General features: G+C 72.4%; 25 protein-coding genes. 13 read left to right on the plus strand and 12 right to left on the minus strand.

Translation table 11 applies throughout. The features are described 5' to 3' along the window. Window positions 1-38: 38 nt before the first annotated feature. From ACFYUV_RS40445 to ACFYUV_RS40465, 5 genes are all read right to left on the minus strand, one after another. Window positions 39-671 carry a TetR/AcrR family transcriptional regulator gene (locus tag ACFYUV_RS40445; RefSeq protein WP_387678792.1) on the minus strand — a complete coding sequence of 211 codons (633 nt, stop codon included), beginning with the start codon at window positions 669-671 and terminating at the stop codon, window positions 39-41. Between the two features lie 95 nt (window positions 672-766). After that, window positions 767-1,093, minus strand: coding sequence for a TraR/DksA family transcriptional regulator (locus ACFYUV_RS40450; RefSeq protein ID WP_387678795.1), 327 nt, complete (start codon window positions 1,091-1,093; stop codon window positions 767-769). Between the two features lie 34 nt (window positions 1,094-1,127). Further along, the gene (locus ACFYUV_RS40455; protein WP_387678798.1) at window positions 1,128-1,886 is read right to left on the minus strand and encodes a rod shape-determining protein; all 759 of its coding nucleotides are present in this window, start codon (window positions 1,884-1,886) and stop codon (window positions 1,128-1,130) included. A gap of 318 nt (window positions 1,887-2,204) precedes the next feature. Next, window positions 2,205-2,525 carry a hypothetical protein gene (locus ACFYUV_RS40460; RefSeq protein ID WP_387678800.1) on the minus strand — a complete coding sequence of 107 codons (321 nt, stop codon included), beginning with the start codon at window positions 2,523-2,525 and terminating at the stop codon, window positions 2,205-2,207. A gap of 388 nt (window positions 2,526-2,913) precedes the next feature. After that, window positions 2,914-3,342 (minus strand): hypothetical protein, encoded by a 429-nt coding sequence (locus ACFYUV_RS40465; protein WP_387678803.1) that lies wholly within the window; start codon window positions 3,340-3,342, stop codon window positions 2,914-2,916. A gap of 360 nt (window positions 3,343-3,702) precedes the next feature. On the opposite strand from ACFYUV_RS40465, the gene ACFYUV_RS40470 reads away from it, so the two are divergent. The 3 genes from ACFYUV_RS40470 to ACFYUV_RS40480 all read left to right on the plus strand — a co-directional run bounded on the left by ACFYUV_RS40470 (window position 3,703) and on the right by ACFYUV_RS40480 (window position 6,809). After that, window positions 3,703-4,233: a GNAT family N-acetyltransferase gene (locus tag ACFYUV_RS40470; RefSeq protein WP_387678805.1), complete on the plus strand. Its 531-nt coding sequence runs from the start codon at window positions 3,703-3,705 to the stop codon at window positions 4,231-4,233. Between the two features lie 335 nt (window positions 4,234-4,568). After that, window positions 4,569-4,994 carry a carboxymuconolactone decarboxylase family protein gene (locus tag ACFYUV_RS40475; RefSeq protein ID WP_358294901.1) on the plus strand — a complete coding sequence of 142 codons (426 nt, stop codon included), beginning with the start codon at window positions 4,569-4,571 and terminating at the stop codon, window positions 4,992-4,994. 147 nt (window positions 4,995-5,141) lie between these two features. Further along, window positions 5,142-6,809: a serine/threonine-protein kinase gene (locus tag ACFYUV_RS40480; RefSeq protein ID WP_387678809.1), complete on the plus strand. Its 1,668-nt coding sequence runs from the start codon at window positions 5,142-5,144 to the stop codon at window positions 6,807-6,809. A 22-nt stretch (window positions 6,810-6,831) separates the two neighbouring features. Here ACFYUV_RS40480 and ACFYUV_RS40485 read toward each other — a convergent pair whose 3' ends face one another. From ACFYUV_RS40485 to ACFYUV_RS40500, 4 genes are all read right to left on the minus strand, one after another. Then, a complete protein-coding gene (locus ACFYUV_RS40485; RefSeq protein ID WP_387678811.1) occupies window positions 6,832-7,710 on the minus strand; it encodes a hypothetical protein in 879 nt (292 codons plus the stop codon). Window positions 7,711-7,726: 16 nt separating this feature from the next. Beyond that, window positions 7,727-10,387 carry a hypothetical protein gene (locus ACFYUV_RS40490; RefSeq protein WP_387678814.1) on the minus strand — a complete coding sequence of 887 codons (2,661 nt, stop codon included), beginning with the start codon at window positions 10,385-10,387 and terminating at the stop codon, window positions 7,727-7,729. Between the two features lie 147 nt (window positions 10,388-10,534). Beyond that, window positions 10,535-11,251, minus strand: coding sequence for a hypothetical protein (locus ACFYUV_RS40495; protein WP_387678817.1), 717 nt, complete (start codon window positions 11,249-11,251; stop codon window positions 10,535-10,537). Between the two features lie 14 nt (window positions 11,252-11,265). Further along, on the minus strand, window positions 11,266-11,820 hold the full coding sequence (locus ACFYUV_RS40500; RefSeq protein WP_352360710.1) for a papain-like cysteine protease family protein: 555 nt from the start codon (window positions 11,818-11,820) through the stop codon (window positions 11,266-11,268). A 161-nt stretch (window positions 11,821-11,981) separates the two neighbouring features. Between ACFYUV_RS40500 and ACFYUV_RS40505 the strand changes: the two genes are divergently transcribed. The 5 genes from ACFYUV_RS40505 (at window position 11,982) to ACFYUV_RS40525 (ending at window position 19,555) form a co-directional block, all read left to right on the plus strand. Next, window positions 11,982-12,890, plus strand: coding sequence for a hypothetical protein (locus tag ACFYUV_RS40505; RefSeq protein ID WP_358294890.1), 909 nt, complete (start codon window positions 11,982-11,984; stop codon window positions 12,888-12,890). Window positions 12,891-12,968: 78 nt separating this feature from the next. Then, window positions 12,969-13,877: an NADP-dependent oxidoreductase gene (locus ACFYUV_RS40510; RefSeq protein ID WP_387678820.1), complete on the plus strand. Its 909-nt coding sequence runs from the start codon at window positions 12,969-12,971 to the stop codon at window positions 13,875-13,877. A gap of 141 nt (window positions 13,878-14,018) precedes the next feature. Next, complete coding sequence (locus ACFYUV_RS40515) at window positions 14,019-14,171, plus strand: hypothetical protein (RefSeq protein WP_387678823.1); 153 nt, start codon at window positions 14,019-14,021, stop codon at window positions 14,169-14,171. A gap of 231 nt (window positions 14,172-14,402) precedes the next feature. Next, on the plus strand, window positions 14,403-18,356 hold the full coding sequence (locus tag ACFYUV_RS40520; RefSeq protein ID WP_387678825.1) for a metallophosphoesterase: 3,954 nt from the start codon (window positions 14,403-14,405) through the stop codon (window positions 18,354-18,356). Between the two features lie 71 nt (window positions 18,357-18,427). Further along, a complete protein-coding gene (locus ACFYUV_RS40525) occupies window positions 18,428-19,555 on the plus strand; it encodes a HupE/UreJ family protein (RefSeq protein ID WP_387678828.1) in 1,128 nt (375 codons plus the stop codon). On the opposite strand, the gene ACFYUV_RS40530 is transcribed toward ACFYUV_RS40525, so the two are convergent. Continuing rightward, on the minus strand, window positions 19,512-20,555 hold the full coding sequence (locus ACFYUV_RS40530; RefSeq protein ID WP_387678831.1) for a hypothetical protein: 1,044 nt from the start codon (window positions 20,553-20,555) through the stop codon (window positions 19,512-19,514). The two genes, ACFYUV_RS40525 and ACFYUV_RS40530, sit on opposite strands and share 44 nt — an antisense overlap. 21 nt (window positions 20,556-20,576) lie before the next feature. Between ACFYUV_RS40530 and ACFYUV_RS40535 the strand changes: the two genes are divergently transcribed. Both ACFYUV_RS40535 and ACFYUV_RS40540 read left to right on the plus strand, forming a co-directional pair. Then, entirely contained in the window at window positions 20,577-21,029 is a 453-nt protein-coding gene (locus ACFYUV_RS40535) for a MarR family transcriptional regulator (RefSeq protein ID WP_358294878.1), read from the plus strand. Continuing rightward, window positions 21,026-21,775 (plus strand): SDR family oxidoreductase, encoded by a 750-nt coding sequence (locus ACFYUV_RS40540; RefSeq protein WP_387678835.1) that lies wholly within the window; start codon window positions 21,026-21,028, stop codon window positions 21,773-21,775. Before ACFYUV_RS40535 ends, ACFYUV_RS40540 begins: the two co-directional genes overlap by 4 nt. 12 nt (window positions 21,776-21,787) lie before the next feature. On the opposite strand, the gene ACFYUV_RS40545 is transcribed toward ACFYUV_RS40540, so the two are convergent. Further along, on the minus strand, window positions 21,788-22,252 hold the full coding sequence (locus ACFYUV_RS40545) for an AAA family ATPase (protein WP_352360690.1): 465 nt from the start codon (window positions 22,250-22,252) through the stop codon (window positions 21,788-21,790). An 84-nt stretch (window positions 22,253-22,336) separates the two neighbouring features. Between ACFYUV_RS40545 and ACFYUV_RS40550 the strand changes: the two genes are divergently transcribed. Both ACFYUV_RS40550 and ACFYUV_RS40555 read left to right on the plus strand, forming a co-directional pair. After that, window positions 22,337-22,675 carry a hypothetical protein gene (locus tag ACFYUV_RS40550; protein ID WP_387678838.1) on the plus strand — a complete coding sequence of 113 codons (339 nt, stop codon included), beginning with the start codon at window positions 22,337-22,339 and terminating at the stop codon, window positions 22,673-22,675. After that, window positions 22,668-23,195 (plus strand): TetR/AcrR family transcriptional regulator, encoded by a 528-nt coding sequence (locus ACFYUV_RS40555; RefSeq protein WP_387678841.1) that lies wholly within the window; start codon window positions 22,668-22,670, stop codon window positions 23,193-23,195. The genes ACFYUV_RS40550 and ACFYUV_RS40555 overlap by 8 nt, the downstream gene beginning before the upstream one ends. A gap of 14 nt (window positions 23,196-23,209) precedes the next feature. Here ACFYUV_RS40555 and ACFYUV_RS40560 read toward each other — a convergent pair whose 3' ends face one another. Further along, complete coding sequence (locus ACFYUV_RS40560) at window positions 23,210-23,755, minus strand: TetR/AcrR family transcriptional regulator (protein WP_387678844.1); 546 nt, start codon at window positions 23,753-23,755, stop codon at window positions 23,210-23,212. Between the two features lie 92 nt (window positions 23,756-23,847). Between ACFYUV_RS40560 and ACFYUV_RS40565 the strand changes: the two genes are divergently transcribed. Next, a complete protein-coding gene (locus tag ACFYUV_RS40565) occupies window positions 23,848-24,756 on the plus strand; it encodes a TIGR03620 family F420-dependent LLM class oxidoreductase (RefSeq protein ID WP_387678846.1) in 909 nt (302 codons plus the stop codon). Window positions 24,757-24,834 lie beyond the last annotated feature (78 nt).

The following is a 24,834-nucleotide window of genomic DNA, read 5'->3' on the forward strand; positions in this document are numbered from 1 at the left end:
CCGATCTGCATATTCTATGGGCACGAAAAACCGCCGGCTCAGGCCAGCAGCCTGACGACCTGGCGGCGGACCCGTTCGACCGGCAGCCGGGAACGGCCGGCGCGGGCCAGCACGAGCGCGCCCTCGATCATCGCGAGCACGGTCGCCGCCAGCTCGTCGGCTGTGTCGTTGCCCGTGTCGTTGCCTGTGTCGCCGGGCGCGTCGTGCTTCTCTGCGTGCAGGACGTCGGCCGCGGCGTGCCCGTCGGCGCGCAGGGCGTCGGCCAGCCTGCGCTGCCAGCCTTCGTAGATGCCGGCGCAGACGCGCCGCAGCTGCTCGTTGGAGGAGGCGACCTCCAGGGCCACGGTCGCCACGGGGCAGCCCTTGGCGTACCCGGCCGCCACCATCCTGTCGGCCAGCGCGTCGAGGACGGCCGGCACGAGGTCCCGGGCGGCCGGCAGCGTGCCGGCCAGATCGTCGATCATGGCGTCGACCTCGCGCCCGGCGGCGGCGAGCGCCTCGCCCACCAGTTGGTCCTTGCCGCCGGGGAAGTGGTGGTAGAGCGACCCGCGAGGCGCGCCGGCCACCGCCAGCACCTCGTTGAGGCCGGTGCCGTGACTGCCCTGGGCCTCCACCAGTGCGCGGGCCGCCGCGATGATGCGCGCCCGCGTCTCGTCCCCCTTGACCGCCATGCGGCACACACTAGACCGGTCTGCATATTCCTGTCCACACGGCCGCCGGCGGTGGACCGGCCGCCCGACATCGTGAGGGGCGGCCGGTCCGGAGGTCAGGCGGCTTCGTGCTGGCGCTGGCAGTTGATGCAGAACCGGGCCAGCGGCCGGATCTTGAGCCGTTCGAACGGGATGCCCGCCTCGCAGTGCGAGCAGCGGCCGTACGAGCCGGCCGTCAGCCGGTCGCGGGCCTGGGTGAGCTCGGCGATGGCCCGGTCGGCGGTGGCGAGGGAGGCCAGCAGCTCCTGCCAGGTGTCGTCCGCGCCGTTGCCGTCCTGGGCCGCGGCCTGCAGGCCCAGCAGGTGGCGGCTGCGCCGCTCCAGCTGCTCGTCGATGTCCTGGCGCAGGGACTGGAGCTGCACGGTGCTGAGGTGGTCGGTCATGGGGGTTTCCTTTCCGCGCTGTGATTGCGGGGGTTCAGAGGGCGATGACGGGCGCCGCGGGGCGCAGGCACAGGCGCAGCAGGCCGCGGACGGTGGCGTGCTGCGGCTCCGGCGCGGCGTTGATCCGCGTGCGAAGGGCGGTGTGCAGGCGGTCCAGCAGTCGTGCCTGGAGCGCGCCCCCGCCGGTGACGGTCAGGCCGTTGTCGCGGACGGCCGGACGGAGGTGGGCCGGCTGGCGGCGCAGCAGGCCCGCGGTCATCTCCACGACGCCGTCCAGCGCGTCCGGCAGCAGGCCCGTGCTCGTCGTGGCGCTGAGCTGGAGCGCCGCCGCGTCGCTGACCGCGCCGCCGCTGACGACGACGGCCTCGACGATGCCCGCCCCCACGTCCAGCAGCAGGTACGGTCCCGGCCCCGCGACGTCCAGACCGGAGCCCGCGGCGGCGGCCAGCGGCGCCTCGACCAGCGTCACCTGGCAGCCGGCCGCCTCGGCGACGGCCGCGCGCACCGCCTGACGGTCGCTGCCCGTCGCGGCCCTCGGCACCGCGGCCATCACGTGCTCCAGCGGCCGGCCGCCGGCCAGCCAGGCGTCCTGCAGTACGAGATGCACCAGCCGCAGGCAGGCGCCCGGGTCGACGACCATGCCCCGGCGGATCGGGCGGACCGGGATCCCGGCCGTGCTCTCCGGTGACGGGACGACGACCGCCGAGGGACGGTCGGCGATGGCGAACCCGTCCAGGGACAGCGAACGGGTGCGTGAGGTGCCCAGGTCGAGCACCACGTGGGCGCGGTGCACCGCGGATGTTCGCGGTGAGTGTCGGTGGACTGATCCGGCGTCGGACATGACGATGATCGGCTCCTTGCTCTGACGCGGAGAACTCGTACGCGAAAGACGAGAGAAACGGGCGCGTCCCGCACGCGGGCACGCCACGACGGCGACCTCCGGCCGTACGGGAACGCACGTCAAGGACGTGCGGCACGCGCGAGGACGAGCGCGGAACCCGCGGGCGACCGGGCAACGCGTGGACCCGGCCGTGCGAAGGCCGGGCGCGACGACCGGCCCCGCGGCGCGCTCGGCGGGCCGGGAGGCGGCGACTCGTGAAGAGGGAGGGAGCTAGATCAGCGGCGGGCTGCGCGAGCCCGCGGTGCGGTGCCCGACCTGCTGCGGGTCGCGGATCGCGGCCGCGTCGGAACCGGGCGCCGGGAGCAGCGCGAGGTGGGCGGCCTCGGCGTGCCGCGCGCCGCGCAGCGGCGGCCACAACGACAGCACGTGGTGCTCACGGCCGCTGGACGCCTGGGGCGGCAGGCTGGGCATCCGGTCGCCGCTCTTGTCCGGGGTCCATTCGTGGCCGGCGGACAGGGGGCGCGGGGTCACCTGGTCGTCGGCGTAGGAAGGGCCGGCGACCAGCAGGGACAGCAGAACCAGGCCCACCACGCAACACAGCGCGATGGGGCCTCGTGGCGCTCTGCACGGTCCCGTCATAAGGCCGACCATAGCCCAGCCGGTGAGAAAAGGCATTACCGTCCGGTTTCCCGTTCCGGCGGTTTGGCGCTCGGTCGGCGGGAAGGCGGGGGAGGGGCGTCCGAAGGGGCTTCCGGTGCTGGTGGGGGCGGGGGCGTGCGGGCGTGGCAGGCAGAGGTGCGGGTGTGCGGGACGGAGGCGTGGGGGCGGGGCAGCAGGGCGGGGTTCGCCGGGACATGGGCGCGTGGCCGGTCGCCGGACCGGGAGCCGGTCTTCGTCCGGACGGCCGGTGTGCGCATGTCGCCGGGAACCCCGCCGTTCAGCGTGCTGGTGTGTCAGCGGGAACTTCGCCGCGGGTCATTTAGAACCCGTCGAAGTTCTCGCCCCACTCGCCCCAGTCGTCGTCCTCGTTGTGGTCGTCGCGGCCATTGTCCTCGCGGCCGTGGTCGTCGTCGTCGTGGCGGTCCGGCTTGTGGACCGACCGGCCGGGAGGGCCTTCCGGACCACGCGGGCCCTGGGGACCACGCGGGCCTACGCGGTGGTGGTGGTCGTGGTCGTGGTCGTGGTGGTGACCGCCGCCCCACCAGCCGCCCCAGCGCGGGCCCCACCAGCGAGGACCGCAGTGACGCCAGCCGCAGCCGCCCCGGAGGACCGGCTTCTCATCGGCTGGGCTCTGATACGACGCCGTGCCGGCCGTGCTGGCCTGGGCGGCCGGCATCTGGCCGCCACCCAGCAGCAGGCACGCGCTCGTGGCGAGCACGGCCGCCGGCTTCTTCATCATTGATTTCATCGCGCTTTCCGTTCAGAAGTTTCCAGAACCGCCGCGGGACTTCTCGACTGCCGTCGGTCTCCGGCATGAGCAGTCTTACCCGCGCATTGAGTTCGGAGTTCTGACAAGACAGGCATGAGCTCCTAAAGCTTGACCAGATTTACCAGGCCCTTACAGCCGACTTGTCCAGTTTTATTGCGACAAGAAGTGGTGGTGTCGCTTTACTGTGACTCGATAATTCCCTAGCACTGTCGCCCCGAAAATGCGGCGCTGCCGGGAACATGCGCTCCGGGCGGCCGGCGCCGCGGGCGCGGGGGTGCCGGTTTGGCTGGACGTCCGCTATCGTCACTGCCGTACCACGACTAGACAGTGAGGTTGAGGGTGACGGAACGTTTGGACGTACGGCTGGAACTGCTGACCGGCGAGCAGGCGCTCGCGCGCCGGGCGGAGTTGATCGACCTCTACCGCGAGGTGTTCACCGGGCCGCCGTGGAACGAGGGGGAGGGCGAGGTCGCCGAGTTCGGCGTGCGGTTCGCCGCCGACGCGGCCCGGCCCGGCTTCCGCGCGGTGCTGGCCGCCGATGGCGCGGGTCCGTGTGGGTTCGGGACGGCCTGGCCGACCGCGACCCCGCTGCCGCGCACCCGCAGCTACGGCAAGGTGCTCGCGGCGCTCGGCCCGGACGGGGTGTCCCGGATGCTGGCCGGCGCGCTCCAGGTGGACGAACTGGCGGTCGCTCCGCGTGCCCGGGGCCGGGGTCTGGCCGGGCGCATTCTGAACCTTCTGTGCGGCGAAAACCGAAGCTGGCTGCTGACCTCCGTGAACGCCCCCGACGCCATTCGCCTGTACGAGCGCTTGGGGTGGCGACGTGTGGGCGAGAACGAGGGAATTGTAGTATTCATCAACCCCGAATAACCACGAACTTTCACGCAATCTCTAGACTAGTACCAATATCCAGAACAAATCCCCACGAAAATCGAATAAGCCAGACATTACCCCCAAGAACCCCAGGCGAATCCCCCAAACCAAAGACATAACCCCCCAAAAGCCCCCCCAAAAGCCCCCCCAAAAGCCCCCGTGCCGCGTCCCCGTGCCGCGTCTTCGCGCTGCGCCCCCGTGCTAGCCCTCATGGCGCTGCGCGCCCGCTCGCCCCTCGCTGCCCCCGCCGTCGCGTCCGCCGCGGCGCGCCTCCCGCCGTCGCTGTGAGGGGATTTGCGTTTGAGTGCGCTCGAAGTTCTACCGTTTCGGACATGACGAACATTGCTGAAGGATCCGACCGTGAACAGCGCTACGAGCATGGCCTGGAGGTGCTGCGGAAGGTCGACGGCGAGGCCGGGCAGCGGGTTGTGGACGCCCTTGCCGACATCTCGCCCGAACTGGCCCACCAGGTGGTGGCCTGGGCCTTCGGTGAGATCTACGACCGTCCCGGCCTGGCCCCCCGCGACCGCCAGTTGGTGACCCTGGGCGCGCTCACCGCGCTCGGCGGCTGCGAACCGCAGCTCGACGTGCACATCAACGCCGCCCTGAATGTCGGCCTGACGCCCGATGAGATCACGGAGTCCCTGTTGCACTCGGCCGTCTACTGCGGCATGCCACGTGCGCTCAACGCGACGTTCGTCGCCAAGAAGGTCTTCGCCGAACGCGGCCTGCTCCCCGTGCCGGACGGCACGGTCTGACCCCGGGCCCCCGCTCGCCCGATCCGGCCGTGACAGCGGGCGGCCCGCTCGATCCGGCCGCGGCAGGAGGCGGCCCGCTCGGCCCGGTCCGATCCGGCCGTGGTGGGGGCTGCCTCCCGAGCGCTCGGTCTGTCATGATCGACTGGGATGAGCGTGCAGGCGTTACAGGCGACGGACCCACCCGAGATCGGCGGCCACCGGCTGCTCGGGCGCCTCGGCGCGGGCGGCATGGGCGTGGTGTACCTGGCCAGGAGCCGCCGCCTGGGCCTGGTGGCCATCAAGGTCATCAAGCACGACCCGGCCGACCCCGAGGCCATGGAACGCTTCCGCCGCGAGGCGGCCACCCTGCGCGGCCTGCGCAGCCCGTACGTGGCGCCGCTGGTGGACGCCCGGGTGACAGCGCCGCCGTACTGGCTGGCGACGGCGTACGTTCGGGGGCCGACGCTGTTGCGGGCGGTGGCGGAACGTGGGCCGTTGCCGCCGGAGCTGTGCCGGCGGTTGCTCGCAGGGCTGGCCGCCGCCATGGCCGACGTGCACCGGCACGGTGTGCAGCACCGCGACCTCAAGCCGCACAACGTCATCCTGTCGCCGCAGGGCCCGCGGCTGATCGACTTCGGCATCGCGCGGGCTCCCGGCCAGAGCACGATCACGACGTCGGGGGAGATCGTCGGCACCCCCGGCTACATCGCGCCCGAGGCCGTACGTCAGGAGCCGGTCACGGCGGCGGCGGACGTCTTCGCGCTGGCCGGCACGATCGCCTACGCCGCCACCGGCCGCCCGCCGTTCGGGCGCGGCGAGCCTATGGCGGTGCTCTACAGCAGCCTGAACGCCGACATCGACGTGGACGGCGTCGAGCCCGCGCTCGCCGAGCTGATCCGCTCGTGCGCCGCGCGCGACCCGGCGGAGCGGATCACGTCCGATCGCGCGGCGGCCCTCGCCGGGAGCGCCGCCGGCCCGCTGTCCTGGGCCTCGGACACGGAGTACCAGGCACTCATCGCCGAGACCGGCCCCACCGAGGGCGACCCGGTCGAGGGCGGCCCTGCCAAGGACGACCTGGCCGACGACGGCCCCACCGGGACGACCCAGCCCGCGCGGACGTCCTGGCCGGGCCGGGCGCTGGCGGCCGGAGCCGTCCTGCTGGCCCTGGGCGCGACGGCCGCCGTCCTGTTCCCCCGGCTCACCACGCCCACGACGGGCCCCGCGACGGGCCCCACGACGGGCCCCACGACGGGCCCCACGGCGGGCCCCGCGACGGGCGGCCCGGCGGCCGTCCGGGCGACGGTGGCGGACGATCCCGGGACCGTGGTGGTCACCCAGCCGCCGCCCGGCCCCACCCCCACAGGCCCCGTACGGTGGCAGGCCGTGCACGGCCCCCGGTGCGCGGCCGAGTGGTTCTACGCCGACCCCGCCTGGCGTCCCATCACCGGCGGGGGCGGGTGGAAGGACGACGGCTGCACGGGCACGGCGCTGGCGCTGCGCGTCGGCAACGAGCCGGCCCACTTCAACCAGGCGGTCAACTGGTACTTCGACACCCGCGGCGGCGCACGCTGCACGATCGACGTGCACATCCCCGACGACCCCCGCTCGACCGGCCTGGCCTTCTACTACCTGGACGACAACGACACCGACCCGCCGCACCTCGGCCCGCCGGTGACCGTGGACCAGCGCGCCTTCCGGGGACGCTGGGCCCCGCTCGGCACCTGGCGGGTGCCCGCCCCGGGCCGGCTCACCGTCCTGGTCGGCAACCAGCCCGTCACGGCCGACGACACCCACGAGGTGACGGTCTCCGCCGCCCGCGCCCGTTGCCGCTGGTGACCCGGCGGCGCGGCCTGAGGGGTCAGCGCAGGGTTCTGCCCAGGGTGCCCTGCTCGGGGTAGGAGTACCGGACGCGCAGCACGAGCTTGGCCTTGCGCGGCTGGCTGCCGGCGTAGGCCAGCAGGCCCGAGAAGAAGTCGAGGCCGTCGGCGTTCACCCCGACCTCGACGCAGCCGTGGCTGTACCCCTTGTGCGAGTTGTGCAGGTAGAAGCCGCCACGCCCGTACATGTTCCCCTGGATCGGGGTGAGCCGGACGCGGAAGGTGCCCCAGTCGGGGAAGACCGGGCCGTTGCCGCCCACGGGCAGGAACTGGATGCCCTCCCCGGGGTTGGAGACGGCCTTGTCGCCTCGCTGGTTCGCCGCCTCGACGGAGTTCTGCCGGGGATCGACGTGGGTGAGGAACGTGTACAGGCCCTCCGGCAGCGGGCCGTGGTCCTTGCTGTTCTGCATGGCGCCGATCTGGTGTCCCACCAGGCCGGACGTGGCCGCGTACAGCAGCGTGCCGGAGCCCTGGAGGGAGGCGGGCATGGATCGGCGCCAGTACAGGAACTTGCCGGTGTAGACCAGGTCGGCCTGGTCGTCGGTGGCGTCGCGGACGTCGAGGTCGAACCGGCCGAGCGTGCGCAGCGCGCCCGTCCGGGGTACCTCTATGGCCTCGAACCGGCCCGATCCGGGCGTCCTGCCGGTCAGCGCGAACAGCCGGTAGGAGCCCTGCGGGCCGTAGGAGGCCCGGGTCTCCTCCAGGAACACCAGGCCGGCGGTGTGGTGGAAGAGCACGCCGTGCACGTTGTCGTCGGGCCGCTCGCCCTTCCACATCATCGGCTGGGTCTCCTCGCCGACGGTGAGGGAGATCCGGGAGACCCGGTCGTTCTGGCTTCTCTGGAAGCAGAAGTACGTCATCGGGCCGTCCGCCGCCCTACGAGATCGTCGCGAGGTTGGACGTGAGCGCGATGTCGGTGCCGGACGACGGCGTGTACTCGTGCCACTCGGCGATGAGCGCCCCCTTCTCGCCCGGTTGCAGGATCGGCACGGGAGCCTGCGTGCCGCGGTGGGTGAAGCTCAGGCGCTCGACCGTGAGGTGGGTGGCGTCCGGGACGGCGACGACGAGCTGGGCCTCCTGGACGCGGCGGTCGTCCTCGGCGTCCAGCACGACCGGCAGCCCGACGACGAACGCCGAGCTGTTGCCGACCTTGATGTTCACCGGGTTCGGGCTCGGCGCCAGGTCCGACGAGGACGTGGTGAAGGCGGCGTCCTGGAGCCGGGCGGCCGCCCGTTCGGGGTTGGCGGGCGGGATGCCGGGATAGTTGCGGTCGTCGTAGGCCGCGATCTCCTGCGCGATCGTCAGGTAGGGCGCCGGGATCGGCGCGCCGACCGCGCCTCCCTCGGCGAAGCGCATCCACTCCTCCTCCCAGCCCTTGCGCACGGTCAGGACGATCCGCGCGCTGCCGGCCCGCAGGAACGCCTGCCTGGTCGGGTCCGGGTGCCGCAACTGCCGGATGAACGGCCAGCTCGGCGGGACGTCCCAGAAGTAGGAGTAGAGGAACGTCACCACGTTCTCCCACTCGATCGCCTGGTTGATGAAGCGCACCAGGTCCTCGTGCCGGCGCAGCAGCGTCCACTGCTCGGCGCTGAGCCCGAGGCTGGGCCCGTCGAAGCCGATGCCGTGCTGGAGGTCGACGCGCGCGGCCAGGAAGGCGGCCAGGACGTCGGCGGGCATGAAGTCGAAGTCGCTGCCGAGGACGAACCGCAGGACGCACTTCATGATCTCGTCGCTCTCCTCGCGCCGCAGCGTCAGGGTGTCGACGTTCGCCAGCTTGTCCTCGATGGCCGCGATGCGCGCGGCGATGTCCTCCTGCTCGGCGAAGTACCTGGTCTGGGCGGCGTTGTAGAGCGTGTTCCAGACGTCGGTGCGCCACTGCTCGACGGCCTCGTCCGTGAGGTCGAGCCGCACGCCGAGGCCGACGAACACCCGCTCGGAGTGGTGGAAGAAAAACGTGATCTTGTGGCGGCCGGTGAACCCGCGCATGTAGGGCGTGGCGCCGTCGAAGGACATGATCCGGTGGTCGCGGATGATGAGGGCGTCCGACAGGTTGCGCCACGTCGGCTCCGAACGAGCCCCGATGACGTCGAAGTTCATCTTGTCGTCGGAGTCGTCCTTGCCGACCTGGGCGTCCAGCATGATCTCCCGGATGTGCGTGCCGCCGGGCACGTCGAACTCCAGGTCCAGGAACCACCAGTTCCCGTCGGTGTTGACGTGCGAGCTGACGGTCAGCGGCGTCGGCTCCTCGGGGTGCGGCCGGACGGTCACGCCGTGCCGGTCGGCCAGCCACTGGTACTTCGGGACGCCGGTCGGCGACGGGTGGCCGTCCTGGTCGACCGGCTCGGTGGTGATGTCGGCGTGCTTGACCGGGAACTCGAAGGGGCCCTGCTGCGAGCGCAGCAGTTCCAGCTCCGCGTACGCCCGCCGCATCGACGCCCCCGGCTCGGGGACCGCGATGTCGTACGTCAGGCGCAGCCCGTACCGGTAGAGCCGGACCCGCCACTTGCGCATCAGGCTGAAGTAGTCGATCCGGACGGGGTCGTTGCCGGTGTTCCTCAGCACCCGGGTCGAGGTCTCCTCCGACCCGGTCACGGTGGTGGTGGAGATGGTCACCTTGTGCTCGCGGCGGGAGCGCGAGGACGCCTTCTGCGTGGTGGCGCGGGCGTGCTTGATGCTCTCGGCGGCCGAGGCCGACTCCGAGCCCTGCGCGGTGAACCCGGTGGTGCTCGAACCGGAGATGATCGGAATGCCGCCCTGGACCGTCCCGGTGATGTTGAACTGGTTGGAGTGCTGGCTCTGCGACGCCGTCGACTGCGACAGGTCGGTGTTGTCGGTCACGCCCGTCTCGCTGACCTCCTCCAGCGAGTCGGTGACGATGGTGGTGAACTCCTTCGAGGTGACCGACCACTCCTTGTGCGTGACCGCGGTCACCTCGCCGGGCGCGAGCGGGATGGTCGAGACGAGCTCGCCGCGCTGGATCCCGACCGGCACCATCTCGATGCGTTCCAGGTTGAGCATGCCGATGGGCGGCGCCGCGGTGTTGACCGCCAGGCCGCGCAGGGCCACCGCGGCGGTGTTGAGCGCCTGCGCGGCCCGGCCGGCCGCCTCCCGGGCGCCCGCGCCCTCCGCCTCGCGCAGCCGTTCGGCGCGCAGCTCGACGAGCGTCCCGGCGAACAGCGCCAGCTCGGCGGCCGGCACCCGCGCCAGCGCGGCGGGATCGGGGCGCAGCGCCGCGACGGGCTGCTCCTCGAAGCGCCTGAGCAGGTCGAACGCCTCGCCGGAGACGCCTTCCGGGTCGTTCCCGGCCCGGAGGCGGTCACGGACCGCGTCGGTGTCGCCGGGGGCCAGCGCGAGCTGCCGGACCGCCCCCAGCTTGACGATGCCGCCGCCCGCGCCGTCCTGCGGGTCGTCGTGCGCGCTGGGCACCCGCAGCGGAACGAGCGTGCCCTTCAGCACCTCCCGCGCCGAGTTGTCCAGCACCGGCGCGGCCGGCGGGGACGGCGGCCCCGCGGCCGCCGCGCTGTGGATGTCTGCCATGGTCGTCCCCCCTCGTGGATGAGCAGCTGTGCCGCCATGGTGCGGGCGGGCGGCGGGTGAGGGCATGAGTAGGGGCTACTCAGAAAAAGGCGGCCCGCGCCTCCGCCGAGATGGCCGTCGGAGGCGCGGGCCGTGCACCGGATCTTGTCAGGTGCGGCGCCCGCGCAGCAGGCGAATGGTGATCGCCGCGCCGAGCAGGACCACGGCGCCCACGACCCAGGGCAAGGGGGTGCTTCCCGGGCCGGGGACGCCGTAGCCGCCCGCGTAGCCGTCCCTGGCGTAGGAGCTGCCGGGGAGCTTGGCGGCGTAGCGCTGTTGCGCCAGCCGCCGGTAGTCGGCCACGGGGACGCCCGCCCGGCCCACCGACTGCGCTGCCTCGTCGTTGAGCGGCACGACCGTGCCGTCGCGCAGGGCGTACCAGGCGTTGAGCTGCGGCTCGCGGAACACGGTGCCGGTCTGGCCCGCGTACCGCTGTTCGTCGCCGCCGCTGGCGATGTTGCTGACCACCCACGTCCCCCGGCGGTCGCGGGTGGTCCAGACGGAGGCGGTCTGCCCGTCCGGCGCGGTGGCGCCGGTGGCGAGGAAGGCGAAGCGGGCGATCTCCGCCGACCGTCCGGCGACGAAGTCCGGGTTGAGGTCGTTGACGGCGACCGTGGGGCCGTCGACCCGCGCCGCCACCGGCGCCAGGCTGGTCTTCCTGCCCTGGCCGGCGAAGAAGCGGCCGACCGTGTCGCCGGCGCCCGCGGCGGCGGCCCTGGCGGCCTCGACGTCGGCCTGGGTAGGCGCGCCGGGGTCGGCCAGCGCCGGGCTCGGGACCCACAGGAACAGCGCGGTCAGGGCCGCGACCGCTGCGAAGAGCTTCATGTCGATGGCCTCCTTCACGCGCCGATGTAGTCGAGCGAGTGGGTCCAGAAGAACGAGGAGTTCGAGACGTAGTAGTTGTAGGTGGACCAGTTGTAGCGGGTGCTGGACGGCCAGGGGTTGCTCCAGTACACGTACGACGAGCTCTGGTCGTAGCCGTAGATGACCTCCATGTGGCCGCCGCCGCTGGTCCACTGGATGCGGGCCATGATCGGGCGGTTGGCGTCGATCTCCCGGACGATGGCGGCGTAGGTCAGGTAGTCGTAGACGTACACGCCGGGGTTGATGCCGATCTGACGGAAGGCGGTCTGGTCGTTGCCGAGGGTGGCCTGGTTGTTCGGGCAGCTGGTGTTGACGCCGCGGTTGAAGGCCAGGTTGCAGAACTGGTTCTGGCTGTAGGAGTACCCGTAGTAGGCGGCGACGGAGTTGCCCGTCGCGGCCCAGCACCAGTTGGAGTACTGCTGCGACTGCTGGGTGAAGTTCAGCTTGTACCAGGTCGCGGCCTCGGCCGGGGGGCTGCTCGCGATCCAGGTGGCCGCCGCTAGGGCGAGGGCCACGGCCAGGCGGAACATAGGCGCTCCTTCTGCTGGGGGGTGCTGCGAAGGATGTTCGACCTGCGGAGATGGCCGTACAAGGGGGAGCGGATTTCCCTGACAGATCACTGTGGAAGGTGACATTTCATGACGTTCATGAAGTGATGACGAATCTGTGGAAATCTGTGAACATTCACAACGTGGCGGATGAGCTCCAGGCCGCGCTGCGCGCCGGCCCCTTTCACGTCGCCCTGCGGGCCGCGGTCGGAGCGCGGGGGCTGACCCTCGAACGGCTGCGCCACCGGCTGGCGCAGCGCGGCCTGCACGTCGGGGTGAGCACGCTGAGCTACTGGCAGCAGGGCCTGCGCCGGCCGGAGCGCGAGGAGTCGTTGCGGGCCGTGGGAGCCCTGGAGGAGATCCTCGACCTGCCGCCGCGCTCGCTGATCGGGCTGCTCGGGCCGCCGAAGCCGCGCGGCCGCGCGCCCGGGGTGGCGTACTCGACCCTGTTCCGGCCCGCCCAGGTGGTCTCCGCCATGCTGGACGAGCTGGACGCGGTGGCCGACGACCGTCGCCTGCACATCGCCGTGATGTACGAGTCGCTGCGCATCGGCCCCGACCGCAGCCTCACCAGCCGCGAGACCACGCAGGTGGTGCAGGCCCACGAGGAGGGCGCCGACCGCTACATCATGATCTACCGCGGCGACGCCGGCTGCGACGTGGACCGGGTCACCGTCGCCGCCCTGGAGGACTGCCGCGTCGGCCGCGTCACCAGGGACGGCGAGACCGCCACGGTGGTCGCCGAGCTGCTGTTCGACCGGTCGCTGCGGGTCGGCGACACCCACGTGCTGCGGTACGAGATCGCCGACCTCAGCGGCGCCGAGTCCTGCTTCTACGAGCGCGGCTTCCGCTTCCCGGCCGGCCAGTACGTGCTGCGCGTCGCCTTCGACCCGGTCGAGCTGCCGGTGCGCATCCACCGCTTCGCCCGCCGCGGTCCGGGCGGTGGCGAGCTGACCGCCTCCGAGCTGACGCTGAACGCCCAGCACGCCGTCCACCTGATGGCCGCCGCCCTCCAGCCGGGCCTGGTCGGCATCCGGTGGGCCTGGCCCTGACCGGCGCGTCGCTGTCACACTCCGGGCCGCCGTCCCGTCCTGTCGCCGACAATGACGATGAACGGAGAGGCGATGACCATGAGAGCGATACGCGTTCACCGGCCCGGCGGCGACCTGCTCCTGGAGGAGGCGCCCGTGCCGCGCCCGGCCACCGGCGACGTGGTGGTGCGCGTGCACGCGGCCGGTTTCGTGCCCGACGAGCTGGACTGGCCGGGCACCTGGACCGACCGGGCCGGACGGGACCGGGCGCCGTCCGTGCCCGCCCACGAGGTGGCCGGCGTGGTGTCCGAGGTCGCCTACGGCACCACCGGCCTGTCCGTGGGCGACCGCGTCTTCGGCCTGACCGACTGGCACCGCGACGGCGGCGCGGCGGAGTACGTCGCGGTCGAGGCGCGCGACCTGGCCCCGATCCCCACGAACGTCACCTTCACCGAGGCGGCCGCGCTGCCCCTCGCCGGGCTGACCGCCTGGCAGGGCCTGTTCACGCACGGCGGCCTGGAGGCGGGCCGGACGGTCGTGATCCACGGCGCGGGCGGCGGCACGGGCACGCTCGCCGTCCAGCTCGCCCGCCGGGCCGGCGCGCACGTCATCGCCACCGGACGGGGACGGGTCGCGGGCCTGGTGGTGGAGCTGGGGGCGCACGAGTTCGTCGACCTGGAGCGGCAGCCGTTCGAGGAGGCGGTCGAGCCGGTGGACCTGGTCTTCGACACGATCGGCGGCGACCTGCTCGCCCGCTCGGCGGCCAAGGTCAAGCCGGGCGGCGCGCTGGTCTCGATCACCGCGCCGCCGCCGGTCGTGCCGGAGGGCGGGCGGGCGGTGTTCTTCATCGTCGAGCCCGACCGCGCCCAGCTCGCCGAGCTGGCCGCGCGGGCCGGGGCGGGGCTGCTGCGCGCCCACGTCGGCGCGGTGTACCCGCTGGCCGAGACCGGTCGGGCGTTCCGTGACAAGCGCGGCGGCGTGCCGGGGAAGGCCGTGATCGAGATCTGACGACCGGCGGCACATGTATGGATATTTCGGCCTATTGAGGAAACCTTGACCGGCCTGCCGTATGACCGTCCGGGCCACGGGCACGCGCAGTTACGGAGCCAAGCGACCCGCTGACTCCGCGTATCGAAGAAAGGAACCGTCATGGCGCAGAGCAAGGCCCGCAAGACGAAGACGGGCGACAAGGACAAGGACAAGAGCCGGAGCTCCTCGACCCAGAGCCGCACCGGCGCCGACAAGAAGTCCTCCGGCAACAAGTCCCAGGAAGGCAAGAACCTCCCGGGGCACCAGAGCTGAGCCTGACCGGCACGACGGCGTGACACCCGGCCTTCGGGCCGCGGGTCACGCCGTCTCTCTTGTCGGGGTTGTTCCTGTCTGTGGACAGATGACCAGAATGAGGAGACAGTTCCCCGCCCCTTCAGCCTCTCCATGCACAACGTTCACCCGTGCGCTCCAACGTGTCCGCTCGAAGGGCACGCCGCCTCATCGGCTGCCCCGTGAACGTCATGGAAGGACCCGATGCAGCCGATGGCAGCACGACAGTTATCAGGCGGTTCGAGGAGCAGGGGACGGCTCGCCGTCACCACCGCGCTCGCGGCGGTGCTGGTGGGCGGCTTCGTGACGGCGGCGCACGCCGACCCGGGTGAGCAGGGCCGCGGACGGCCGACCCCCACCCCCACGAGCACCCCCGCCCCGCCCGCCCTCACCCCCGCCACCGGCTCCTACCTGGAGGGCACCGCGAAGGTCGCCGCCGTCCCGGTCACGGCCGGCGACAGCGTCACGAAGCTCGACCTCGACGGCAACCCCGTCACCGCCACCGCGACGGTGGGCGTCTCCAAGCTGGCCTTCGACGTCGGCTCGAACTCCACCGAGGCGCAGTACCACAGCTATGTGCAGGTCAACGGCGCTTACAAGGCCGAGATCGGCAACTTCGCCAACCAGCGGGCCATCATCGAGATCCCGAACGAGCACCTGGTCAAGGGCGAGAACACGGTCGAGATCGTGGTCGGCACGATCCAGTCGTCCTGCGGGCAGAACCACGACGACTTCGTGCTCTCGGACGTGGGCCTCGAACTGCTCGGCGAGGTGGCCGACGGCGAGGACAACCCGTACACGCTCAACTTCGGCGACGGCAACTGCGGCAGCAACAGCACGCTGCTCAAGCGCGCCACGCTCAAGTTCTTCACCCAGTCCGACCCGCGCGGCACGACCGGCCTCGCCGCCGACCTGGACACCACCGGGCTGGCCAACGGCGAGCACGTCCTCAGCGCCGCCACCGCGGCGGGGGCGACCGTCCGGAACACCGTGACGGTGAACAACGCCCCGGCCGGCGCGCCGCGGCTGCTGCCCACCGACGGCACCCTCGTGGCCGGCGTCAGGACGGTGAACGCGACCGTCCCGGCGGCCGGCGCGGGCGGCGTCGAGTCGCTGACCGTGGACGGCGGCAAGCCGGTCACCAGGGCCACGCTCGGCAACGGCGCCGCCATGCTCGCCTTCGACGTCGGCGCGGACTCGATCGACGACAAGTACGACGACTTCCTGCTGGTCAACGGCAAGCGCATCGACCTGGGCGGCACCTATGCGAGCCGGCGCGTGACCGTCGCGGTCCCGGCCAGGTTCCTGACGCCGGGCGAGAACACGATCAAGGTCGTCACCGGCGACTACAAGGACGCCTGCGGCGTCAACCGCGACGACTTCACGATCGCGAACCTCGCCCTGACCCTCGACGGCGCCACGGTGACCGGGACGGACGTCAAGCCCTCGTACGCGCTGGGCGACGGCGACTGCGGCAGCGACCAGGCCCTCCCGCGCGAGGCCGAGCTGCGCTACACGATCGACGCCCCCGCCGTGCACGTCACCGAGACGCTCGGGGCGGGCCAGGCGACGCTCGGGTTCACCGTGGGCAGCAACTCGATCGAGGCCCGCTACCAGAACTTCGTGCTGGTCAACGGCCAGAAGGTGGTGCTCGACGGCGACTTCGCAAGCCGCCGGGTGGACCTGCCGATCCCGAACGAGTACCTCGTGCCCGGCTGGAACACGATCGACTTCGTGGCCGGCACGTACCCCACGTCCTGCGGCGCCAACCGGGACGACTTCGCGATCTCGAACATCGTCCTCACCCCGGCGCAGGGCACCGCGGCCGGACAGATGATCAAGCCGTCCTACGGCATGGGCGACGGCAACTGCGGCGACACGGCGAACCCGCTGACCGAGATCGACCTGGAGTTCCTGGTGGACGCTCCGGCTCGCGGTCTGCGCGCCGACCTGGACACCACCGCGATCAAGGACGGCCGGCACACCCTGGCGGCCAGGTCCACCTCCGGCCAGACCGCCGAACGCGTCCTGATCACCGACAACTCCGCGCCGAAGGTCGCCCGGAGCGTCCCCGCCGCGGACGAGAAGATCACCGCGACGGTCGTCCTGGACGTCAAGCTCGAAGACGCCTCCGGCGTGGTGTCCGGGCCGGACGTCAAGCTCGACGGCCAGGCCGTGGAGCTGGGCGCCCGGATCGGCCCCGGGCTCAAGGCGGGCCGGCACACGCTGTCGGTCACCGGCGCCGACGGGCTCGGCAACACCGCGGTCCGGGAGATCGTCTTCGAGTCGGCCGGCATCCCGGACGCCCCCGCCGAGCTCACCCCGGCCTCCGGGACGGCCGACGTGACCGACCCCGTCACGCTGTCGGCCAAGGTCGGCGAGCCCGGCGGCGGCCCGGTGACGGCCACGTTCTCCGAGGCCAGGATCCTCACCCCGGACGAGGCGTACCAGGGCACGGCCACGACGCTGCCCACGACGCTCAAGGTGCGGGGCGAGCAGCGGATCACGGCCGACGGGCTCGAACCCGGCGACGGCCGCACGCTCGACGCCCCCACCGGCCGCGACCTCGTCTACCAGCGCTTCGACGTCAAGGTGCAGGGCCACGTGGACGCGCCCGTGCTGCGCTGGGAGGGCGTCGTCGACCCCGAGCGGCTGGCCTCGCTGCGGGCCTGGAACACCGAGGCCAAGGCGTGGGACCTGCTGACCAGCGCCCGCGGCGGGGCCGACGGCAGGACCGTCCTGACCGCCGTCGTCGGCCCCGAGTACGTGGACCGGCAGCAGGTGCACGTCATGGTGACCGGCGAGGACCCGTTCGCCGACGACATCGACCCCGGTGACCCGAACGGCTTCGCCGACCCCGCCACGTACGACTTCTCGATCGTGCACTTCACCGACACCCAGTACATCTCCGAGGGCGCGGTGGAGCAGGAGACCCCGCAGGAGCGCGCGGTGTGGGAGTCGGCCTACGCCGGCATCGTCAACTGGATCACCGCCAACAAGGACCAGCGCAAGATCTCCTACGTCGCCCACACCGGCGACATCATCGAGAACAACATCCGCAAGCCCGCCGACGAGGCCACGCAGCGCGAGGTCGTCGGCGAGTTCGAGGTGTCGTCGAAGCAGCAGCGCGTGCTGGACCAGGCGAACATCCCGAACGGCGTCATCGCCGGCAACCACGACAACCAGTCGGGCACCGAGGACGGTCCCGGCGCGATCTACAACAAGTACTACGGCCCGTCCCGCTACCAGGACGCCTCCCAGGGCTGGCGGCACGCGAAGTACGGCGGCCCGTGGAAGGAGGGCGACAACCAGAACCACTACGACCTGTTCTCCGCGGGCGGCCTGGACTTCGTGGTCGTCGGCCTGTCGTACGGCGTGACCAGGGAGGAGGCCGAGTGGGCCGACTCGGTCTTCAAGAAGTTCCCGGACCGCAACGGCATCCTGCTCTCCCACGACTACCTCGTGCCGAGCGCCAGCCCCGACGGCCGCGGCGCCGCCTTCTCCGCCCCCGACGGCTCGATGCTCTACAAGACGGTGGTGGAGAAGAACCCGAACGTCTTCCTCATCCTGGCCGGTCATGAGCACGGCGTGGGCACCAACGTGAAGCCGAAGGTCGGCCAGGTCGGCAACGGCGTGGTCGAGCTGCTGGCCGACTACCAGTTCTACACGGTCTCGGCCGACCGGCTCGGGCTCACCGAGGTCGGCGGCTACAAGCCGGAGGACCAGCTCCAGTTCGGGGCCAGCTACTTCCGGCTGCTGCAGTTCGACGTCAAGCGGGCCGAGCTGAGCGTGGACACCTACTCGCCGCTGCTCGGCGACTTCGGCGCCGGCGAGTTCGACCCGCTGCGCCGCTACGACGGGCGCGAGGACAACATGGTCCTGCCCGTCGACCTCACCACCCGCACGACGAGCTTCAGGACCGACTCCCTGGCGCTCTACAAGCCGACGAAGATCATCGGCACGAGCACCGCGGCCTCCGGCCAGGTCGCCTCGGTGACGTGGCAGCACCTCAAGGACGACACGGCCTACGCCTGGTTCGTCACGGCCCGTTCCGCGGGCGGCGGCGTCACCGCGTCCGAGCCCAGTGTCTTCGTCACCAAGGACGAGCACGGCCGTCCCGGCAAGTGGGACAAGGACTCGCCCATGTACCGCTGGTTCACCCGCTGATCCGCCCCCCAAGCCGCCCCGGGCCCGCGCCCGGGGCGGCGCCCTTTCCCCTGATCCTGGAGACCCGAGACATGCCTCGCTGGCGCTGGCCGTACGCCGTCGTCCTGGCCGTCATCCTCTGCGCGGCGCTGGCCGACCTGCTGCATCCCGCCCCCGCGGCGGCGCACGACGCGACCACGAAGGCCCACGCCGAGGTGACCGGCACGGCCACCGACGTCAGGGTCGTGCTCGACCTGGAGTACGACCTGCTGATGAAGTCCGCCTGGCTCTACGCCGAGGCGTATGAGGCCAAGGAGCGGGCCGAGCAGCTGCGGCAGCTCGCGGCCAACCGCGACGCCGTGTTCGGCTACGTCACCCGCCGCTTCGCCGTCGCCCGCGCCGACCGGCCGTGCGTCCCCCGGCAGGTGGGCGGGGCGGACGTGCACCCGCGCGGCAAGGCCGCCTTCGCGACGCTGACCCTCGCCTACGCCTGCCCGGCGGTGGACGGGGGCGAGCACACGATTTCCAGCGCCCTGTTCCCCGACGCCGAGACGTTCGTCCACAGCACCCAGACGCTCCTGCGCTACGACCTCGCCGGCGAGCGGGGCTCGGCTGTCCTGACCGCCGCGAGCCCGACCCTGCGCCTGGCCGAACGGGCGGCGGCCGGCCAGATCGGGGAGTTCTTCCTGCTCGGCGTCGAGCACCTCGTGTTCGGGCTGGACCACGTCTTCTTCCTGCTCACCCTGATCATCGGCGCCCGCGGCGCGCGTGACGTCGTGGTCACCGCCTCGGCCTTCACGGTCGCCCACAGCATCACGTTCCTGCTGGCCGCCATGGGCGTGGTGAACGTGCCGGCGGCGGTGGTCGAGCCGGTGATCGCCGCCTCGATCGTCGTCGTCGCGCTGGCGAACCTGCTGGGCCGCGACCGGCCGGGGGCCTGGCGGCTGCCCGTCGTCTTCGCCTTCGGCCTGATGCACGGGCTGGGGTTCGCGGGCGCGCTCGACATCCGCGAGAGCGGGTCGTGGGAGCTGCTGCTGTCGCTGCTGAGCTTCAACGTCGGGATCGAGGTGACCCAGCTCGCGATCATCGCCGTGCTCTTCCCGCTGCTGGTGCTGCTGCGGCGGACGGCCGCGGCCCGCTGGACGGTGGCCGCGGTGTCGCTGTCCATCGTGGCGGTCAGCCTGTACTGGTTCCTCGGCCGGATCCCGCTCCCGCTCTGAGCGCCCACAGGCGGCCGGCTCCCCAGGCGAGCAGGGCCAGCACGCCGACCAGCAGGTATTCGATGGCCGGGATCCTGATCGCCTCGTTCGTGCCGGCCAGGTCGCCGCGCAGGGCGTACACGGCGAGCAGGGCCGCCGCGTAGCAGCCGGTCAGCGCCCAGCGGGCGGCGCGGGACAGGCCCAGGCCGTGCATCTGGGTGATCACGAAGACGCCGAGGAAGCCGAACAGGAACATCGGCCACAATCCGTCCGGGCCCGAGGTCATGACGGCCACCAGGGTGCCGTGGACCACGACGGCCAGCTCCAGCGTCACCGTCCAGTAGCGGTTGGTGTGCGCCCTGGTGAGGAAGAGGCTGCCCTGGAGCAGCAGCAGGAACATGTAGAAGAAGCCGATCAGGTGGCCGGGCGTGGACTCGGCCGGGTGGTACCAGAAGGTGTAGACCGCCGCCCAGCTGAACAGGTAGCCGTGGTACCGGCGGGCGAAGTCGACGATCTCCCGCCTGATGGGCGCGGGCCGGCCGAGGAACAGGCCGCGCCGCCGGTTCTCCATGATCAGGACGACCACCAGCAGGAGGACGACCGAGCCCTGGGAGCTGTAGATCGACACGTCCTGGGCCAGGCCGTCGTAGAACAGGTGGGTCTGCACGGTGTGCAGGGCGACGAACCCGGCGTTCGCCGCCAGCGCGACGACGTTGACCCGGTGGAGGCCGGCGGAGTAGCGCCGGACCCGGGTCTGGGCGTGGTGGATGAGCCGCCAGAACACGAGCTGGTGGGCGGCGTAACCGGCCCAGGCCGACAGCCTGGTCCACACGGTGGGCTCGGGCAGCTTCCAGTAGTACCAGGACGCGCCCTGGTCGGGCAGCAGCACGACGTCGTCCAGCCACCGGCCCAGGAACCAGATCAGCCCGGTCAGGACGGCGCTCGCGACCACCCCGGCGACGAGTACCGTCTCGGGACGGATCGCGGCTAACGTTTTCTTTCCGCGATGGAATACTTCCACGATAGAAATATAAGGGGTGACATGACGGCCTATGACCTGATGGTCCTCATCCGCCGGCTCAACGTGGAGAGCGACCGGTTCGTGGAGGGCTTCGCGGTCGGGCACCGGCTGCACAGGACCGACATGAACGCCCTGGTGGTCATCCTCGACGCCCACCTCGCCGGCCGGCCGCTCTCGCCCGGCGGGCTGGGGGCCGCGCTGAACCTCTCCGCCCCCGCCACGACCGCCCTCCTCGGCCGGCTGGAGCAGGCCGGCCACGTCGTGCGGCGGCGCGACGAGGGCGACCGCCGCAAGGTCGAGGTCGTTCTGAACGAGCAGGCCGTGGAGCTGGCGGGCGCCTTCTTCGCGCCGCTGGTCCGGCGGCTCACCGCGGCGATCGACGCGTTCACCCCGGCGGAGCGGGAGGTCGTCGGCAGGTTCCTCGCGGACGCGATCGAGGCGACCGTGGCGGCCAGGAAGGAGCACGAGGCGTGAGCGCGTCCCGGTCGATCGTGATCACCGGCGGCACCCGCGGCCTCGGGTTCGGCCTCGCCCGCTCGCTGACCGCCCGCGGCCACCGGGTCACCGTGTGCGGCACCGACCCGGACCGCGTGGCCGCGGCGGGGGCCGAGCTCGGCGTGCCGGCCGTCGTGGCCGACGTCACCGACCGCGCCCGCCTCCAGGACCTGTGGGACGAGGCCGTACGGCGGCACGGCCGGGTGGACATCTGGGTCAACAACGCCGGGATCTCCCACGACCGCCTCCCGCTGTGGCGGCTGCCGGCCGCCGAGGCCCGCGCGGTGACCGAGGTCAACCTGCTGGGCACGGTCAACGGCTGCGCGGTGGCGGTGGCGGGCATGGCGGCGCAGGATGGCGGCGGCCACGTCTGGAACATGGAGGGGCTGGGCGGCGACGGCCGGACGGTGCCCGGACTCGCCGTCTACGGCGCCACCAAGCGGGCCGTGACGTACCTGACCAGGGCGCTGGCCAAGGAGGCCCCCGACGGGGTGACGGCGGGCCTGCTCAGCCCCGGCATGGTGGTCACCGACCTGCTGACGCACGGCTACTCGGCGGCCGAGCGGGAACGGTCGGCCCGCATCTTCGCGATCCTGGCCGACCCGGTGGAGACGGTGGCGCCGTGGCTGGCCGAGCGGCTGGTCAGCCGGGCGCGGAACGGCGCCCACGTGCGCTGGCTGACCCCCGCCAAGATCGCCTACCGCTTCGCCACCCGCCGCCCCTGACGCGGCCTCGGTTCAGCCGTCCTGCCTGCGGACGAGGAAGCCGCCGCGGCCGTCGAACTCCACCGCGTACACCGCGTCGAAGCCGTCGGAGGCGCGGGGCCGGCGCAGCCGTCTGAGGGTGGCGAAGACGCCCACCTCGGGGACCCTGGCCCGGCCCGTCCGTTCGGCGTTGCGCTGGAGCGAGGCTTTGACGTTGGGCGGGAACCAGTAGGCCACCACCCGCGCGCCGTGCTCGCGGCCGGCCACGATGAGCGGCTGCCACTCCTCGGGCGAGGCGTTGGTGTTGTCCACGGCCACGTTCCGGTCCTCCTCCAGCGCCTCGCGGATCAGCCGGAGCTGGCGGTGCTGACGGCGGCGCGCGTTGGGGAAGTCGTCCTTGCTCACGTGCGCGTGCGTGGTGGCCAGGCAGCGCCGGTAGAAGGTGGACTTGCCGGAGGCCTGCAGGCCGATGAGCACGGCCACCTCCCGATCGATCATGGTTCCACCCTATTTGCTCCTGGACAGGCTAACGTCGTTAGCCTAGAGTCTGGCCAACAGCGTTGGCTTCTGAGGGAGGGCATCATGACCGCGGTGACCGTCAGGCGGGTGGCCGGCCGTTCCGGGTGGGCCGTGCTGGCCGCCTTCTGTCTGGCGTTCCTCGTCTTCGAGGTGGTCAAGCACGGGGGCGCCACGCCGGTCAGCTCGGCGTTGTTCGTGCTGGCGCCGTACGCGACCAGGTTCGGCGGGCCTGCGGTGGTGCACGACCTCGCCCACCGTCCGTGGATCCCGCTGGCCGCCCTGGTCGGTTACTCGGTCTCGCCGCTGGGCTGGGTGCCGGTCTTCACGGCGGGGCTGGCCTGGCTGACGTACGTCGCCGTCGCCCGGCTCCTCGGCCACGGTCCGAGGAGCGCCCGTGGCTGAGCTGTCGCCGCGCGCGGGGCAGATCGTCGAGGCGGCGCGGGAGTTGGTCGAAGCGGGCGGGGCGGACGCGCTGACCATGCGCGCGCTGGCCGCGCGGCTGGGGATCCGCGCGCCGTCGCTCTACAAGCACTTTCCCGACAAGTCCGCCGTGGAGGCCGAACTCATCGCCATCGCCCTCGCCGAACTGGCCGCCGCCCTGGAATGCGCCGAGCACGACGGTGGCGGGGGCGGGCTGGCGGCGCTCGGACGGGCCTACCGGGCGTACGCGCTGGGCCATCCGCATCTGTACCGGCTGATGAGCGCGGGGCCGCTGCCGCGTGACCTGCTGCCCGCCGGGGTGGAGGAGCGGGCGGCGCTGCCGCTGGTCCGGATCGTGCGGGGCGAGGCCGCCGCCCGCGCGGTCTGGGGGCTGGCCCACGGCCTGGTCATGCTCGAACTCGACGGCCGCTTCCCGCCCGGCGCCGACATCGAGGCCGCCTGGACCGCCGGGATGTCGGCGTTCGCGACGGCGGCCCGCTGAGGGGCCGCATGGGGTCAGGGGCGGGGGTGGAGGCCGTCCAGGGTGAGGGTGAGGAGGCGGTCGGCGCGGGCCGGGTCGGGGGTGGCCTGGGCGATGCCCGCCGCCAGCTCGACCAGGTCGGCGACCTCGACGTCCGCGCGCACGGCCCCCGCCTCCTGGGCGGGCAGCAGCAGCCGGGTGGCGGCGGCGCGCAACATCGCCCAGCAGTCGACCCCCGCCCCGTCCTGCGTGAGCATCATCCGTGCCCCGAGCCCCCGGTCGGTCATGGCGTGCGCGACCAGCGACCGCAGCCAGGCCACCAGCGCCTCGCCGGGCGGCAGCGTCTCGCCCGCCTCCTCCGCCCGTGCGCACAGCCGGGTCAGCCGCCCCTCGAACACGGCCGCGAGCAGCGCCTCGCGGGTGGGGAAGTGCCGGTAGAGCGTGCCCGCCCCGACGCCGGCCCGTCTGGCGATCTCGTTGAGCGAGGCGTCGGGCCCCTCCTCGGCGACCACGGCGATGGCCGCCGCCACCAGCTGCTCGTAGTTGCGGCGCGCGTCGGCGCGCATGGTCCGTGCCGGCACTGGACCCTCCCGCGGGTTGAATCGGAGAACGTCTCCGATTATAGTCCCCGACGTAACCGGAGAAGTTCTCCGCATAGACGGGACGGTGACCCATGACCGACGACGGACCCCGCCTGGGCAAGGTGGGCCTGTGGACGTTCGCCCTCGAGGCCCACCCCGCCGGGGTGGCGCAAGAGGCCGCGGCGGAGATCGAGGAGCTGGGGTACGGCGCCCTGTGGTTCGGCGAGGGGTTCGGCCGCGACTCGGTGAGCCAGTCGTGGCTGCTGCTCTCGGCGACCAGGCGGATCACGGTGGCCGCCGGCATCGCCAACATCGCCCTGCGCGACCCGATCACCATGGCCGCCGCCGAACGGGCGCTCAACGAGGCCCATCCCGGCCGGTACCTCCTCGGCCTCGGCGGCCACCGCATCAGCGACGAGCCGATCCAGATGGACGGCTACAAGATCCCCAGCCTGGGCCGGGCGGTGACCACGATGGGCGGCTACCTCGACGCCATGGACGCCGTCCCGCTGGAATCGGCGGCCCCGGCGCACGCGCCGCGCCGCATGCTGGCCGCGCTCGGCCCGAAGATGCTGGGCCTGGCGGCCCGGCGTACGCTCGGCGCCCACACGTACTTCGTGCCCGTCGAGCACACCGCGCGGGCCAGGGAGGCGATGGGGCCGGGCGCGTTGCTGGCCGTCGAGCAGGCCGTCGTGCTGCACCGCGACCCGGCCAGGGCCCGCGAGGTGGCCGCGGAGCACGTCTCCTTCTACCGGACGGCGGCGCCCCACCAGGCCGCCAGCCTGCGCAGGCTCGGCTTCGGCGAGGACGAGATCGAGCACGGCAGCGACAGGCTGGTGGACGCGATCGTGGCCCACGGCGACGCGGCGGCGATCGAGAAGCGCGTACGGGCCCACCTCGACGCGGGCGCCGACCACGTGTGCCTCCAGGTCCTCACCGACCGCCCCGGCGACGTGCCCCTCCCGGAGTGGCGCGAACTCGCCGCCCTGACCTCCCTGTGACGACGTGACGACCACGCCCCGGCACGGGCGGCGGCCCGCCGTCGGTGCGGCGGGGACGGGTGCGTGGGCTGCGGCGAG

The sequence above is a fragment of the Nonomuraea sp. NPDC003560 genome, assembly GCF_042878785.1.
GTDB lineage: Bacteria > Actinomycetota > Actinomycetes > Streptosporangiales > Streptosporangiaceae > Nonomuraea.

Coding starts and splice junctions, on each gene's coding strand:
- ACFYUV_RS40445 (WP_387678792.1), bottom strand. CDS start 671: ATGGCGGTCAAGGGGGACGAGACGCGGGCGCGCATCATCGCGGCGGCC.
- ACFYUV_RS40450 (WP_387678795.1), bottom strand. CDS start 1,093: ATGACCGACCACCTCAGCACCGTGCAGCTCCAGTCCCTGCGCCAGGAC.
- ACFYUV_RS40465 (WP_387678803.1), bottom strand. CDS start 3,342: ATGAAATCAATGATGAAGAAGCCGGCGGCCGTGCTCGCCACGAGCGCG.
- ACFYUV_RS40475 (WP_358294901.1), top strand. CDS start 4,569: ATGACGAACATTGCTGAAGGATCCGACCGTGAACAGCGCTACGAGCAT.
- ACFYUV_RS40480 (WP_387678809.1), top strand. CDS start 5,142: ATGAGCGTGCAGGCGTTACAGGCGACGGACCCACCCGAGATCGGCGGC.
- ACFYUV_RS40485 (WP_387678811.1), bottom strand. CDS start 7,710: ATGACGTACTTCTGCTTCCAGAGAAGCCAGAACGACCGGGTCTCCCGG.
- ACFYUV_RS40490 (WP_387678814.1), bottom strand. CDS start 10,387: ATGGCAGACATCCACAGCGCGGCGGCCGCGGGGCCGCCGTCCCCGCCG.
- ACFYUV_RS40495 (WP_387678817.1), bottom strand. CDS start 11,251: ATGAAGCTCTTCGCAGCGGTCGCGGCCCTGACCGCGCTGTTCCTGTGG.
- ACFYUV_RS40500 (WP_352360710.1), bottom strand. CDS start 11,820: ATGTTCCGCCTGGCCGTGGCCCTCGCCCTAGCGGCGGCCACCTGGATC.
- ACFYUV_RS40510 (WP_387678820.1), top strand. CDS start 12,969: ATGAGAGCGATACGCGTTCACCGGCCCGGCGGCGACCTGCTCCTGGAG.
- ACFYUV_RS40515 (WP_387678823.1), top strand. CDS start 14,019: ATGGCGCAGAGCAAGGCCCGCAAGACGAAGACGGGCGACAAGGACAAG.
- ACFYUV_RS40520 (WP_387678825.1), top strand. CDS start 14,403: ATGGCAGCACGACAGTTATCAGGCGGTTCGAGGAGCAGGGGACGGCTC.
- ACFYUV_RS40525 (WP_387678828.1), top strand. CDS start 18,428: ATGCCTCGCTGGCGCTGGCCGTACGCCGTCGTCCTGGCCGTCATCCTC.
- ACFYUV_RS40535 (WP_358294878.1), top strand. CDS start 20,577: ATGACGGCCTATGACCTGATGGTCCTCATCCGCCGGCTCAACGTGGAG.
- ACFYUV_RS40545 (WP_352360690.1), bottom strand. CDS start 22,252: ATGATCGATCGGGAGGTGGCCGTGCTCATCGGCCTGCAGGCCTCCGGC.
- ACFYUV_RS40550 (WP_387678838.1), top strand. CDS start 22,337: ATGACCGCGGTGACCGTCAGGCGGGTGGCCGGCCGTTCCGGGTGGGCC.
- ACFYUV_RS40565 (WP_387678846.1), top strand. CDS start 23,848: ATGACCGACGACGGACCCCGCCTGGGCAAGGTGGGCCTGTGGACGTTC.